This window comes from Acinetobacter haemolyticus (assembly GCF_900406815.1).
GTDB lineage: Bacteria > Pseudomonadota > Gammaproteobacteria > Pseudomonadales > Moraxellaceae > Acinetobacter > Acinetobacter haemolyticus_A.
Map to the genome: position 1 here is coordinate 59255 of NZ_OVCN01000001.1, position 14686 is coordinate 73940.

The following is a 14686-nucleotide window of genomic DNA, read 5'->3' on the forward strand; positions in this document are numbered from 1 at the left end:
TCTGTCGCCCAAGTCGTTCAATTTTTGAATGCTAGAAGCATTGGTTATTTGTTTAAACGCTGAACGATTTCATCAGCCGTCATATAACCACCTAAGTACTCACCTTCAACGTTATAAATCGCTGGTGTGCCATTTACGCCCATACTAAGTCCCAACTGATATTGATCTCGGACAGGGTTTTTACACTCGGCTGAGGCAACGGGTTGATCTTGGATTGCTTGCTCAAACGCTGCTTTGCGATCAGTGCTACACCAAATGGCTTGCATGGTCGGCATGAATTGTTCACCACGTGGCCATGCGATATAGCGGACTTCGATGCCTTTGGCTGTGATTTCCGGAATTTGTTCATGTAAGCGATGGCAGTAAGGGCAGCTTGAATCGGTGAAAACGTAGACGATATGTTTGGCTTTTCCGCTTTTGGCTGGATAGACAATCAAATCTTCGGTTTTTAAGGTTGCGAGATGCTTTTTATTTTCTACAGCTTGCAATGCATCGCCGACATTGTGCAATTGTTTATCACCTAAGCGAATAACATCACCTTGGATAATGTATTGACCATCACTCGTTGCATAGACAGAGCCCATGCCATCAAGATTGACCCAAAACAAATTAGGGACTTCGGTTTTTTGTACGGCGATGATTTTAGCGTTAATTTTGGCAGCTTTGAAATGTTTGTCTAAAGTCGAGATTAGTCGTTGTTGTGCATTACGTTCATTTAATGTTGAAGCCTCGCCCGTTGCTGGCGTACTTGCTGTCAGCGTATCTTGTTTTGGGGTCACGTTATCTTTTGAGCAAGCACCTAATATTAATGTTGATGCCAATGTACAAGCCAGTACTAATCTAGACCGAGTAAACACCATAAAGAACCTTTTTTTCATACTGTATTTATAAACTCGCTCAAGCATATCAAAAAAATGCAATAACATCGTTAAATCTTGCATCGTGTCTGTGAATATGTTGCAGTTTATTTTTAGTGTTAAGCAACAGACATATTAACCTCTCGGATGATATTGATGATGCAAGGCTTGCATTCGATGCTGAGCAACATGGGTATAAATCTGAGTGGTAGAAAGATCACTGTGTCCGAGTAGCATTTGAACGACACGTAAGTCAGCCCCATGATTGAGTAAATGTGTCGCAAATGCATGTCGTAAGGTATGGGGGGAGAGCTCTGCTTGAATATTGGCTTGCAGCGCATAACGTTTAATTGCATACCAAAAATTTTGGCGGCTCATAATTCCGCCATGCTGAGTTAAAAACAAATAATCTGTACTACTCTTATATAACTGCGGACGAGATTCTGCTAAATATTTTTCGATCCAATCACAGGCATATTGCCCTAGTGGAACAAGACGTTCTTTATTGCCTTTGCCTGTAATACGCACAAACCCTTGTTTTAAGTTGATCAACTCTAAACGTAGATTGAGTAATTCTGATACACGTAATCCACAAGCATAGAGAACTTCAAACATTGCACGATCACGTAAGCCTAGCGTTGTACTGATATCTGGTGCATTGATTAAGGCCTCAACATCTTGTTCAGATAGATCTTTGGGTAATGCACGACCAATTTTAGGTGAGTGGTGTGAGGCAACAGGGTTATCTTCTCTTAGTTTTTGCTCGCGTAAGAATTTATAAAATTGGCGTAGGGCAGATAGGCAGCGTGCGATTGAGCGAGGACTTTTCCCTGCTTTGGTTAACTCAATTAAAACATCACCGATATCCTCACTAGACCACTGCGGTAGTGAAGCTGTTCGATGTAACTCGCTGCATTGAATCAAATCAGATAAATAAGCATTACGTGTATGAGGGCTTACAGTTTGTGCAACTAAATAATCACGAAAACCCTGCAAAAAACTTAAATTTTCTGGGATAGAAACGGCAGTAGGAATACGTGGTTTTTTATTTAACATAATTGAATAAATTGAGGTTCTCTGTTGGCACTGTAAAAGAAAAAAAACATATTGTCGATCTGTGAATTGGGTAAATGCCATTGAGATTGCTTTTGGTAATTATTCTCATTTGTCTGTATACTTGGTGAAAACGGTTTATGGTGAAATGTGGTGCGTTTATCAGCATTAAAAGTCAAGCAAACAGCGATGATTACCAAAGTTAATCGCTTAGTCGATGATACGGAACAGACAGACCTTGTAGCTGTTCGTTTAGAGAGTCTAGGCTTTGTGCCAGGTACACAAGTACAGGTGATTACCAAAGGTATTTTTGGTGGTGACCCGATCCTGATCCAGATCGGTTTTACGCGATTTGCATTGCGTAAAGCTGAAGCCGATAAAATAGAAATTCAACTTGAAGGAGCACCTGCATGAGTGATGCGTTACGTGTTGCCCTTGTGGGAAATCCGAACTGTGGTAAAACTTCATTATTCAACCATTTAACAGGAACACGCCAAAAAGTTGCCAACTACGCGGGAGTGACAGTTGAGCGTAAGGTTGGGCATTTTCAACTTCCTTCTGGGAAGAATGTTCGAGTGCTAGATTTGCCGGGCACTTATAGCTTAAAAGCAACTAGCCCAGATGAAGAAATTACCCGTGATGTTTGCCAAGGTAAAATTGCAGAAGAAGGTCATCAAGATGCTTTCTTATGTGTTGTAGATGCGACTAACTTAAAATTGCATCTGGGTTTGGTCTTAGAAGTGATCGAGCTTGGACGTCCTGTTTTAGTGATATTGAATATGATGGATGAAGCGCGCCGTCGTGGCATTCAAATCAATACACAAAAACTATCGGAACGTTTGGGTGTTCCTGTGGTGGAAACTGTTGCTGTTCGCCGTGCAGGTGTCGAAAATCTATTGCATGCCCTTGATCAAGGTAACTACAGCATTCCAAAAACTGAATTGAGCGGTTTGACGGGCGATCATCATCAAAAGATCGAAGTGATTTTTAACGATGTGGTTAAGTTTGTTGATCAGGAAGATCAGCGCACCAATTTCCTCGACAAAATTTTCCTACATCCAGTGCTTGGTTTGTTGAGCTTAGCAGTCATGATGTTTGTGGTTTTCCAAGCAGTTTTTGCTTGGGCTGCACCATTTATGGATGGGATTGAAGAATTTTTTGCTTGGGCGGGAGAGATTTTAGGTGATCATATTAGTCAACCTTTGCTCAATAGTTTAGTGGTTGATGGGATTATTGCTGGGGCAGGGAGTGTTCTAGTTTTCTTGCCACAAATTCTGATTCTGTTTTTCTTTATTTTAGTATTGGAAGAATCGGGTTATTTACCTCGCGCAGCCTTCTTGTTAGATAAACTGATGTTTAAAGCAGGGCTAAGTGGGCGTGCATTTATTCCTTTGCTTTCAAGTTTTGCTTGTGCAGTGCCAGGCATTATGGCGACCCGAAGTATTAGTGATCCACGTGATCGTTTTACCACGATTATGGTTGCGCCATTGATGACTTGTTCAGCGCGTTTACCTGTGTATGCACTATTGATTGCTGCCTTTATCCCAAGTCAAACCGTGTGGGGGATTTTTAACCTGCAAGGTTTGGTGTTATTTGGTTTATATATGGCAGGGATCATTAGTGCTTTATGCGTTGCCTTTGTGACAAAATTTTTGCAAAAAGATAAGTCGCAACATGCATTATTGTTGGAGTTGCCAAGTTATCGTATTCCTAACTTCAAAAGTGTAGCGATTGGTCTGTTAGATCGCGCCAAAATTTTCTTAAAGCGTGTGGGTGGAATTATTTTCGCTCTTTCGATTTTATTGTGGTTCTTATGTACTTTCCCTCAAGCACCTGAGGATGCAACGCGTGCTGCAATTGATTATAGCTTTGCGGGAATGATTGGGCATTTGTTACAACCAATTTTTGCTCCACTTGGCTTTAACTGGCAAATCGTCGTTGCATTGATTCCTGCAATGGCGGCACGTGAAGTTGTGGTTGCTGCCTTGGGAACGGTATATGCATTGTCTGGTGTGGATGATGATGCGATTGCCGATGGTCTGGCGAATTTAATTAGCGCCGATGGATCAGGTTGGTCACTTGCAACAGGATTATCGTTATTGGTTTGGTTTATCTATGCTCCACATTGCTTAGCTACTCTAGCGACTGTACGCCGTGAAACAGGTTCTTGGCAGCATGTGGGTGTGATGACCGCTTATCTGTTTGGGTTGGCTTATTTGATGTCTTTCTTTACCTATCAAATTGCATCTCGCATTTGGGGTTGATTGGAGTGCCTTATGTTTGAATACCTGATTGTCGCTGTATTGGTACTGTGGAGCACTATCGTTGTATTTAAGAAAGTGTTTCCTCAAACAGCAAATTCAGCGTTTAATGCTTTATCAAACTTGTGCCAACGTTTGGGTTGGCAGCGTTTAGCAACATGGTTAAAGCCTAAAATGGCTGCAGGCTGTGGCGGAGGTTGCGGTTGTTCAACTGATGAAGCAGACAGTAAAAAGGCAGCGCCAATACAAACTGTCAAATGGCGTTAAAAAATAAGGATTGCCCATCTTAAGATATGGGCAATTTTTTTTGCAACTTTAATGTGTTGAGCTTTTACGCACTGACACAAAAAAGAGTGAATAAAACTAAAACTGAAAAAGCATTTAAAACAGTAAAGTGCTAACATTTTTGCCATTCCGTGATCCGTAACAAATGGGGCAAAAATGTTAATACAACGTGGTGGATTAAAAGTTGTGGCTGGCTTGGGTATTTCAGGCGTATCAGCAGTAGACTTTCTGCATGAACAAGGCTACCAAGTTGCAGTCACGGACTCCAGAGAAACACCGCCCGGACATGATCAAATTCCTGAAAATATTAAAAAAAGCTTTGGAAAGCTAGATCTGGATCTATTGCTACAAGCCGAAGAAATTATTTTAAGTCCAGGATTGGCACCCCAACTACCAGAGATCCAACAAGCTCTTGAAAAGGGTATTCCCGTTATCAGTGATATCCAATTATTACGTCGTGCAACAGACGTTCCAATTGTTGCAATTACTGGATCTAATGCCAAAAGTACAGTTACAACTTTATTTGGCTTGATGGCAAAGGATGCAGGAAAAAAAGTGGCTGTAGGTGGTAATTTAGGTCGCCCAGCACTAGATTTACTCAAAGATCAGCCTGAACTCATTGTGTTGGAGTTATCTAGCTTTCAGTTAGAAACGACCTCACATTTGAATGCGGAAGTGGCCGTGTTGCTGAATATGAGTGAGGATCATCTAGATCGTCATGGCGATATGCTCGGCTACCATAAAGCAAAACATCGTATCTTCCAAGGTGTGAAAAAGGTGGTATATAACCGTGATGACAGTTTAAGTCGTCCTCTCGTTCCTGATGTCACACCGATGCAGAGTTTTGGTTTAAATGCACCTGACATGAATCAATATGGTGTACTTCGTGAAGCTGATGGGAGCATGTGGCTAGCCCGTGGTCGTGAACGTTTAATCAAAACCTCAGATTTGTATATTCAAGGAATGCACAATGTTGCAAATGCCTTGGCATGTTTGGCGTTAGGTGAGGCGATTGGTTTACCAACGCAATCCATGTTGGAAACATTACAACAATTTAAAGGGTTAGAGCATCGTTGTGAATATGTACAGACGGTTGATCAGGTGCGTTACTACAATGATTCTAAAGGCACCAATGTTGGCGCAACACTCGCGGCAATAGAGGGACTGGGTGCTGCAATCGAAGCAAAACATGGCAAATTGGCACTGATTTTAGGTGGTCAGGGTAAAGGGCAGGATTTTAAGCCTTTGCGTAATGCGATACAGAAATACGTTAAAACTGTTATTTTGATCGGTGAGGATGCTGCCATGATTGAGCAAGCCCTACACAATACAACCCTGATTCAGCATGCGATTAGCTTGAAGCAGGCGGTCGATATTGCCCATCAGGCAACACAAGCTGAAGATGTGGTTTTGCTTTCACCTGCATGTGCAAGTTTTGATATGTTTAAAAGTTATAATGACCGTGGTCATCAATTCGTGGCGTGTGTGCATGCCTTGAATGGTAATAAAAATTAGGAATAGAATTATGGCGGATTTAGCCCAAAACACGGCGCAAAAAATTTCGCAATTATTGAGTCGTTTACCAAAACTTCCAGCAGAAATGACGGCGCGAAATATTCTTATTTTTTGCGTGATTTGTTTATTGTGCTTTGGTTCAGTGATGGTGGCATCTGCTTCGATGCCTTATGCAGAGTATATTCATGAAAATCCATTTTACTTTCTAATCCGTCACGGCATTTCTATTTGTGTGGCTGGTATCGTGGCTTTTCTAACGTATCGAATATCGCTCAATCTATGGTTTAAGAATGCCTTTTTATTGTGGTTGATCACGATTTTATTATTGCTAGCGGTTTTGGTGATTGGTACAGAGGTCAATGGTGCGCATCGCTGGATCAAGGTCGGCGGTTTTACTATACAACCAACGGAGATTGCCAAAATTGTTATGGCAATTTTTACGGCAGATTATGTGGTTCGCCGTGCTAAAGAAGTACGTACACATTGGAAAGGACTGCTACGTCTAAGTGGTGTGATGGCGTTAACGGTAGGATTCATCGTTGCGGAACCTGATTTGGGGGCAACGGTGGTGATTGTCTTGATGATGGTGGGTGTCTTCTTTTTGGCAGGCGCACCAGCGACCCAGTTTTTAATCATGTTGGGTGCGATTCTCGCTGGCATCAGTGCGTTGATTATCTTCGAACCGTTCCGTTTTCAGCGATTGATTTCATTTACTAATCCTTGGGCTGATCCTTTGGGTGTTGGATATCAGTTGTCTAACGCTTTGATGGCTTTTGGGCGTGGGGAATGGTTTGGAACGGGTTTAGGACATAGTGTGCAAAAACTGTCTTATTTACCTGAAGCACATACGGATTTTATGTTGGCGGTATTGGGTGAGGAGTTTGGTTTTGTTGGTGTAACCTCAGTGATGATTTTGTCATTCACCATGCTTGCATGCTGTATCAAAATTGGACACCGTGCATTACAGCATAACTACCTACGTGCGGGTTATTTGGCTTATGGGATTAGCATTATTTTCTTACTGCAAATTTTGGTTAATGCAGGTATGAATATGGGCCTTATGCCAACCAAAGGTTTGACATTGCCGTTCATTAGTTATGGTGGGACATCTTTAATGATGTGTGCAGCGATGATCAGTTTGATTCTAAAAATTGATGCCTCGACTCAAGAGCATAATCCTGTCAAAGAAGAGTCGAATTTCTAGTTGTTCTGAGCTAGGATCGAAACTAGAAAGCCCTTAATTCGAATAAGGGCTTTTTTTATTGTTTATTGATATACACCAGAAAGATAAATGCCTTGTGGGATGAGACTCACATCCCATTGTTGTATCGCTTGCTTAAGCATAACGTTTGGTTGGTCGAGATCGACATGGGGCTGACCGAGTGCCAAAATGGCATGCTGTAATAGTTCAGGCGCTTTTGAAAGTTCAAGCGGTTGAGCCATATTCTGCTTTGATAGTTTTTGGCCTTGATCATTCATTGCTAATGGCAGATGCATATACTGCAAAACAGGATAATTCAGCACCGAAGCTAACCAGATTTGTCGTGCTGTGTTATCTAGTAAATCTGCGCCTCGAACAACATGGGTAATCCCTTGTAAAAAATCATCAACGACAACAGCGAGTTGATAGCTAATAATGCCATCACGGCGTTTTAATATGAAATCGCCTAAATCATGTTGAAGGTTGGAGCATTGTTGACCGTGTAGGCGGTCTTCAAAACAGATGCGTTGATCAGAGACTTTTAGGCGAATAGCTTGTTGGGCAAAATCTAAGTTAAGCTCTCGACATGTACCTGCATAAATATGGTTCGAGCCGAGAATTTTCCGTGTGCACTGACATGCATAAATCGCGTGAGTTGTTTTGAGTTGTTCCAAAACCTGTTCATAGTACGCTAAACGATCTTTTTGAAATATTATCTCGGCGTCAGGTTGGAACTGGAAGGCATCGATACAAGCAAGAATATGCGCTTCGCTATTTGGATAGATGCGAGGAATGTCAGTATCTTCAATCCGAACCAACCATGTCCCCTGATTGGCTTTAGCATCACAGTAACTCGCGACTGCGGTGAGCAAAGATCCAAAATGTAAAGGACCAGTAGGGGATGGGGCAAATCGACCTGAGTAGCGAATCAGCGAAACATCGTTTCGCTGATTCGCAAGAGCCGAGCTGTGCTCGGCTAGAGCATTCTCAACAGTCACAATTATCCGTTGTTTTGCTTTTCTTTGATTTCAGCCAAAGTTTTGCAGTCAATACATTGGGTCGCAGTTGGACGCGCTTCTAAGCGGCGTAAACCAATTTCGATACCACAAGTTTCACAGAATCCATAATCACCCGCTTGAATTGCTTCAAGTGATTGTTCGATCTTGCGAATCAGTTTACGTTCACGATCACGTGTACGTAATTCGATGGCAAACTCTTCTTCTTGTGTTGCTCGGTCATTGACATCAGGTAATGCTGTTGATTCATCTTGCATGGTATTCAAGGTACGATCAACTTCAGACATTAACTCAGCTTTCCACGCATCTAAAATTTGGCGGAAATGCTCAAGTTGCCCATCAGACATGTATTCTTCATTTTTCTTTGGCTGATAAGGTGCAATACCAAATAAACTTGCAGTGGTTCCACCTTCCGCAGCCTTGGCTTTGGTTTTACGCACACGTTTTACAGGCGCTTTTTGCTCATCAATCACTTCGGTTTGTTCATCCAAGACTTGATTTTGGTTGTCATTCGCCATAAAGGGCATTCCTCATCTTACACGTACTATCTATACGCAAAAAATATGGTGCTATGCAAGTGTTTTTATAGAAACCTGCGATGGTTTTTTCCATCAGGGGTCGTCATCATATAGAGTTTTTTCGCAAGATGGTAGTCATTCATGTCTAGATTTGGTGAGAAATCATCGATGTGATTTGTAATCAAAAGTTTAACAAACCACCGTTAATCATAACCCAATACCTCAGAGCTGCTCATGCGTTCAGAGGTTTTTAAGCGGTATACTTGTGTTTCCAACTCACCATTGGCTTTAAGGCAAATATAACGATAACCTGGATGTTCTTCATCCAATGCAAATTTTTCACTTTTTGGTTTAAATTGAATGCATGTTGATGGCGTTGATAAAAATTCAATCCCTTGCCACTGATGAATCGCATCTTGATGAACATGTCCACAAACGATGGCTTTGATATTGGAAAAGGGTTTAACGGTTTCCAATAAATCAGAGGCATTTTTTAGTTTATGTTGATCGATCCATGCAGATTGCATAGCAAATGGATGATGATGACAAGCAAGAATCACGTAACGATCATGTAGTTTTAATAATAATGTGTGAAGTTGCTTTAGTTGTGATTCGGTTATTTTTCCATCAATACGCTGGGGTTGTGCGCTATTTAATAAAATAATGACCCATTTCCCAAGTTCGATCACGGTAAGTTGTGTTTGATCCACTTCGTGAAAAGGAAAATGTGCGACGTCATCATGATTGCCTGGTGTGTGGAAAAAAGGAATTTCCAAACTTTGCATATGCTGGATATAGCGATTGTATGTTACAGGTGTTGGTGTTTGTGCCAAATCACCCGTATGCACGATCAGATCGATTTGAGGATGTTGTTGACGCATCAAGTCAATTACTGCATGAAAGCTTTGTTCGGGTTGCATACCAACGAACTCTAAATGCGAATACTCCAATAAATGTGTATCAGTAATCTGTATCATCACAAAATCTTGTTGTGATGAGGTTGAGACTTGGTAGGTCACCGTGTTTAGCCCCTCAGACTTGTTATCGTTGTTGTATATGTTGAGCAAGCCATTGTAATGCCATGATTACAGGTGCATTTCTCAACCGCCCGTTATTTAATAGTATGTTTAATTGGGAGTAATCAAATAAATGAAGTTGAATGTTCTCACCTTCATCCGCTACCCCAAAAACACCCCCATCCTTAGGTAATTCAACTTCTGCTACATATAAATGAAAAAGTTCAGAGCAAGCTCCCGCAGACGGGTAGAAGCTAAATAAATGTTTTAATGTTGTGATGTCACATCCAGATTCTTCTAATGCTTCTCGACGAATACAGCACTCCGGAGATTCATCGCCATCAAGTACGCCTGCTATGACTTCAAGTTGCCATGCAGATACCGTATCGTTGATCGCACCAATTCGAAATTGCTCGATCAGAGCGAAGCGTTGTTGTGCGTCATTGTATAGTAAAACGCCAGCAGCTTCAGGTCGATGAATTAATTCTCGTTGAATGACAGGTGAATACTCTAATCGATGAAATAATCGATGTTTGAGGCTCACTTTCTCTACTTGAATGAATCCCCGATATAAAAACGTTCGAGATTCTATCGTAACGTCGGAGGCTGAATAGCTGGCGTGGTCAAGAATATTCATCTTCAATCAGGATGAGATTGTACATATCTCATCCTAACCGAGAATGTTTCGCAGGCAAATCTTTTTTTAGTTGATTTACACTTTGTGGTACAATTTTTGACCATGTTCCTGATAAGCGGTTTTCATCGCATTGAGACCTGCTTCAACTTCTGTGTCGGCATCATTTGATTGTTTGGCATTGCGTTGATTTTGCGCATAATCTCGCACATTTTGCGTGATTTTCATCGAGCAGAACTTAGGGCCACACATTGAACAGAAGTGTGCTGATTTGTGTGCCTCTTTTGGTAGTGTTTCATCATGCATACTGCGTGCGGTATCAGGATCTAGGCTAAGATTGAACTGATCATCCCAACGGAATTCAAAACGTGCTTTAGAGAGGGCATTATCACGGACTTGCGCACCTGGATGACCTTTGGCTAAGTCTGCTGCATGTGCTGCAATTTTATAGGTAATAATTCCATCTTTAACATCTTTTTTATTCGGTAAGCCCAAGTGCTCTTTCGGTGTCACATAGCACAACATCGCTGTACCATACCAGCCAATCATTGCTGCACCAATTGCAGAAGTAATGTGATCATAACCTGGAGCAATATCTGTGGTCAGCGGTCCAAGCGTATAGAACGGCGCTTCTTTGCAGACTTCAAGTTGTAGATCCATATTTTCTTTGATCATATGCATTGGCACATGCCCAGGCCCTTCGATCATCACTTGTACGTCATGTTCCCAAGCGCGGTGGGTGAGCTCTCCTAAGGTTTTCAGTTCACTAAATTGTGCTTCGTCATTGGCATCCTGAATACAGCCTGGACGTAAACCATCACCTAAGCTGAATGACACATCATATGCTTTCATGATTTCACAAATTTCATCAAAATGCGTGTATAAGAAGTTTTCTTCATGGTGAGCTAAACACCATTGCGCCATAATTGAGCCGCCACGAGAGACGATTCCTGTTAAGCGATTCGCCGTCATTGGAACATAACGAAGTAATACACCTGCATGGATAGTGAAATAATCGACGCCTTGCTCGGCTTGTTCAATCAAAGTGTCTTTAAAGATTTCCCACGTCAAATCTTCGGCAACGCCATCGACCTTTTCTAGGGCTTGATAAATAGGAACAGTTCCAATTGGAACAGGTGAGTTACGGATAATCCATTCACGCGTTTCATGGATATTCTTACCAGTTGATAAATCCATAATCGTGTCGGCGCCCCAACGGGTTGCCCATGTCATTTTTGCAACTTCTTCATCAATCGATGAACCGAGTGCTGAATTGCCAATATTGGCATTAATCTTCACCAAAAAATTGCGACCAATAATCATGGGTTCACATTCTGGATGGTTAATATTGGCCGGAATAATGGCGCGTCCTGCTGCAACTTCTTGGCGTACAAATTCAGGGGTAATTTCTCTTAAATTTTGTGCCCCAAAGTTTTGGCCTGGATGTTGACGCATATCAACATCTTCGCGCTGGCGTTGGTTTTCACGAATTGCAATATACTCCATTTCAGGCGTAATAATGCCTTGTTTGGCATAATGCATTTGCGTGACATTTTTCCCTGCTTGTGCACGACGTGGATTTTGGATGTGAGCGAAACGAATTTCAGCAGTACGAATATCTTTTAAACGTGCTTGACCAAACTCAGAGCTCAGACCCGTTAAAACATCAGTATCGTTACGTTCTTCAATCCATTTTTGGCGAATCGAAGGTAAACCTTTGTTTAAATCAATTTGTACATTTGGATCAGTATAGACCCCAGATGTGTCATATACCATGATTGGGGGATTGTATTCACCGCCTAAGCCAGTGGGTGTTTCTGTTAAGCTGATTTCACGAAATGGAACTTGAATGTCTGGGCGAGAACCTTGGACATAAACTTTTTTGGATGCAGGTAAAATACGAGTTAAATCTTTAGCATCTTGCTCATGTTGAGCAGAGATATCAGCTGGAGAAAGATTCGTTAATTGGTTCATGGCATGATCCTTATGTTATGGCATTAACGAATCAAGCACGACCAAAAACAATGGCGGATTTATCCTTCGAAACGTGGATAAAACTGAGCTAGGTTTTTGCTGGGCTTGATTCCTACGCAGGTGTTAACCTGATCAGGTTCAACGGTACTCATATTTAAATCATGTGATTATTATGATCTCAGCAGTTGATTAACTGCGCTCCGTCAAGCTATGTATTAGATTATCAGATTTAAAAAAAAATGTAGGATTAATTCCACTTATGTCTAAAACAAATTGCATCTGTATAACAATCGCGTGAAGTATTCCAATCTCGAGGTTTAATATTTAGTGCCAAACGTAATTGTTCATGTGCAATTTGTTGTGGATGCTTTTTATGGCCATATTCATCAAATAATTCAATGGGTTGAAGTTTGAATTTTTCTTGACGTTGTTCTGTGGGGGTCTTTATAAAGCTGAGGAACTTTTGGGCTTTTTTGTTTAGCTGAGTATTGTGGTTTTTTGCGAGAAATTTAATTTGCTGAAGTGCATCTTCATCAATCCACGAATCTGTGGTGTAATTTTCGGATACAGGTGTATTATCCAGGCCAAAGAAAATAAAATTACTATAATCTTCAAATAGTTTTTTGGCATCAGGGGTGAAATATCCTTTAGGATATTTTTGGACATATCGTTCCCAAAATAACGCTCTTTCAACTAATTCCTGCCAAGAGATTGTTAATGATGCATCTCCAAAAGTGGGATCACGATTGTCTTTTGCCATGCGTTGAATAAAATCTTGTTGATCTTTGGGTAAAGTAGAAGCAAAAATATCAATTACATATTGTGGTTTACGGTGAAATTCAAATACACCTTCACTTAATGCCTGTAGATGGATATACGCTTGTTGTTGATGGTTAAATAAATATTGATCACGTGGGGCAAGTTCTCTAAATAATGTAATATCCCCTTGAACAGGTTCGTTTCTATCTAACTGTTCCCATACATTTTCATTATCTAATAAGCTGATTGTATATTTCTCAAAATGAGGGTAATAACGCGTGTAATACTCTTTAGTTTGTTGATGCCCTTCTAAAAAACGTTGATACATTTCTGTTGAGCTTTCTAACCACTTTAATTGTTGAGCATTTTCTACAGTGGCAATACATTGTTTGAGTTGAACGTTAATTTGGTTTAACGCCTCAATAGCGCTGTGATGGTCAATTTTCTGCATGATTTGATCTATTTTTTGACACTCTTCTTGAGAAGTTATTTTTTTTGCAGCTTGTTGGGAAGTCAGTTCATCTTCATTTTGGTGTGGTATTGGTTTTTGGCAGCCTAATAATAAAAGACTGCTCATAATAAAAAAAATAAAAATATGCATAAAAAGTTCTTGGATATAAGTTGTTATCACGGCATGATTATAAGGTTATAGAGATAGAAGATGAAATCTAATAGATAGACTGTCATAAAAACTTCATCATTGTTATGTTTTAATCATGCATCATTTTCCATGTGTCTAATGGAGGCATTCTGTGAGTCCAAGTAATCCTGTGTTAAGTCATCATATTTCTTCACAATTTAATGAAGACTTACAAGATGTACATACCAAATTTATGAGCATGGGGGGCTTGGTAGAGCAACAGGTAGCCAATGCCATCCATTCTTTATTAGATACAGATGCCAATCTCGCGATTGACGTTCAGTTTAAAGACAATACTGTCAATCAGCTTGAGCGTGATATTGATGAAGGTCTAACCTTGATTTTGGCACGTCGTCACCCAGCTGCGATTGATTTGCGTATGGTCATCGCAATGAGTAAGGCCAATACTGACTTGGAGCGTATTGGGGATGAGGCTGCAAAAATCGCACGTATTGCTCAAAACCTATGTGAAGAGGGTGAATCTCCACGTGGTTATATGGAAACACGTCATATTGGAAACCAAGTACGTGTCATGATCCATGATGCCTTGGATGCTTTTGCACGTTTGGATGTAGATCAAGCTTTGAAAGTTGTGATGGCAGATGTTGATATTGATCGTGAATATCAGTCAGCAACACGGACATTGATGACTTATATGATTGAAGATCCACGTCATATTTCACGTGTGATGAATGTAATGTGGGTATTACGCTCTTTGGAGCGTATTGGTGATCATGCACGTAATATTTCTGAACAAGTGATTTATATGGCAAAAGGGACCGATGTTCGTCATACCAGTATCGAAGAAATAGAACAAAAAGTTAATCAAAAATAATTTTATTTGATCTGCCTGAACTCTATTGTTTACCAGTTTTGTAGGATGCCTCTACCTGATCGTAGAGGCATTTCTGTTATAGTTTTTTGAAAAATTCTGTGTCTATATTTTAACGGATGGGT

At 40.7% G+C, this 14686-nt stretch carries 14 protein-coding genes and 1 riboswitch; of the genes, 6 read left to right on the plus strand and 8 right to left on the minus strand.

Annotated elements, in window-relative coordinates:
- Positions 1-44: 44 nt before the first annotated feature.
- Together DK207_RS00285 and xerD are read right to left on the minus strand one after the other, a co-directional pair.
- Positions 45-860, minus strand: coding sequence for a DsbC family protein (locus tag DK207_RS00285; RefSeq protein ID WP_109439507.1), 816 nt, complete (start codon positions 858-860; stop codon positions 45-47).
- A 132-nt stretch (positions 861-992) separates the two neighbouring features.
- A complete protein-coding gene (xerD, locus tag DK207_RS00290; RefSeq protein WP_109439670.1) occupies positions 993-1913 on the minus strand; it encodes a site-specific tyrosine recombinase XerD in 921 nt (306 codons plus the stop codon).
- A gap of 150 nt (positions 1914-2063) precedes the next feature.
- Between xerD and DK207_RS00295 the strand changes: the two genes are divergently transcribed.
- The 5 genes from DK207_RS00295 to ftsW all read left to right on the plus strand — a co-directional run bounded on the left by DK207_RS00295 (position 2064) and on the right by ftsW (position 7175).
- Entirely contained in the window at positions 2064-2324 is a 261-nt protein-coding gene (locus tag DK207_RS00295) for a FeoA family protein (RefSeq protein WP_017394530.1), read from the plus strand.
- Positions 2321-4174, plus strand: coding sequence for a ferrous iron transporter B (gene feoB, locus DK207_RS00300; protein ID WP_004637604.1), 1854 nt, complete (start codon positions 2321-2323; stop codon positions 4172-4174). Before DK207_RS00295 ends, feoB begins: the two co-directional genes overlap by 4 nt.
- Positions 4175-4186: 12 nt before the next feature.
- Positions 4187-4438 carry a DUF6587 family protein gene (locus tag DK207_RS00305; RefSeq protein ID WP_109439508.1) on the plus strand — a complete coding sequence of 84 codons (252 nt, stop codon included), beginning with the start codon at positions 4187-4189 and terminating at the stop codon, positions 4436-4438.
- A gap of 174 nt (positions 4439-4612) precedes the next feature.
- Complete coding sequence (gene murD, locus DK207_RS00310) at positions 4613-5971, plus strand: UDP-N-acetylmuramoyl-L-alanine--D-glutamate ligase (RefSeq protein WP_109439509.1); 1359 nt, start codon at positions 4613-4615, stop codon at positions 5969-5971.
- Positions 5972-5981: 10 nt separating this feature from the next.
- Positions 5982-7175 (plus strand): putative lipid II flippase FtsW, encoded by a 1194-nt coding sequence (ftsW, locus tag DK207_RS00315; protein WP_005087921.1) that lies wholly within the window; start codon positions 5982-5984, stop codon positions 7173-7175.
- A gap of 62 nt (positions 7176-7237) precedes the next feature.
- On the opposite strand, the gene gluQRS is transcribed toward ftsW, so the two are convergent.
- From gluQRS to DK207_RS00345, 6 genes are all read right to left on the minus strand, one after another.
- Entirely contained in the window at positions 7238-8170 is a 933-nt protein-coding gene (gene gluQRS / locus DK207_RS00320) for a tRNA glutamyl-Q(34) synthetase GluQRS (protein WP_109439510.1), read from the minus strand.
- A gap of 2 nt (positions 8171-8172) precedes the next feature.
- Positions 8173-8706 carry an RNA polymerase-binding protein DksA gene (gene dksA / locus DK207_RS00325; RefSeq protein ID WP_005083939.1) on the minus strand — a complete coding sequence of 178 codons (534 nt, stop codon included), beginning with the start codon at positions 8704-8706 and terminating at the stop codon, positions 8173-8175.
- A gap of 203 nt (positions 8707-8909) precedes the next feature.
- Positions 8910-9725 (minus strand): 3',5'-cyclic-AMP phosphodiesterase, encoded by an 816-nt coding sequence (gene cpdA, locus DK207_RS00330; RefSeq protein WP_109439511.1) that lies wholly within the window; start codon positions 9723-9725, stop codon positions 8910-8912.
- A 22-nt stretch (positions 9726-9747) separates the two neighbouring features.
- On the minus strand, positions 9748-10359 hold the full coding sequence (locus DK207_RS00335) for an NUDIX domain-containing protein (RefSeq protein ID WP_004637613.1): 612 nt from the start codon (positions 10357-10359) through the stop codon (positions 9748-9750).
- A 75-nt stretch (positions 10360-10434) separates the two neighbouring features.
- Positions 10435-12330 (minus strand): phosphomethylpyrimidine synthase ThiC, encoded by a 1896-nt coding sequence (gene thiC / locus DK207_RS00340; protein WP_005087925.1) that lies wholly within the window; start codon positions 12328-12330, stop codon positions 10435-10437.
- A gap of 92 nt (positions 12331-12422) precedes the next feature.
- Positions 12423-12543, minus strand: a riboswitch (TPP riboswitch).
- Positions 12544-12577: 34 nt separating this feature from the next.
- Positions 12578-13666 (minus strand): hypothetical protein, encoded by a 1089-nt coding sequence (locus tag DK207_RS00345; protein ID WP_161419259.1) that lies wholly within the window; start codon positions 13664-13666, stop codon positions 12578-12580.
- Between the two features lie 175 nt (positions 13667-13841).
- Here DK207_RS00345 and phoU point away from each other — a divergent pair, with 175 nt between their 5' ends.
- Positions 13842-14564, plus strand: coding sequence for a phosphate signaling complex protein PhoU (gene phoU / locus DK207_RS00350; protein ID WP_004637615.1), 723 nt, complete (start codon positions 13842-13844; stop codon positions 14562-14564).
- Positions 14565-14686 lie beyond the last annotated feature (122 nt).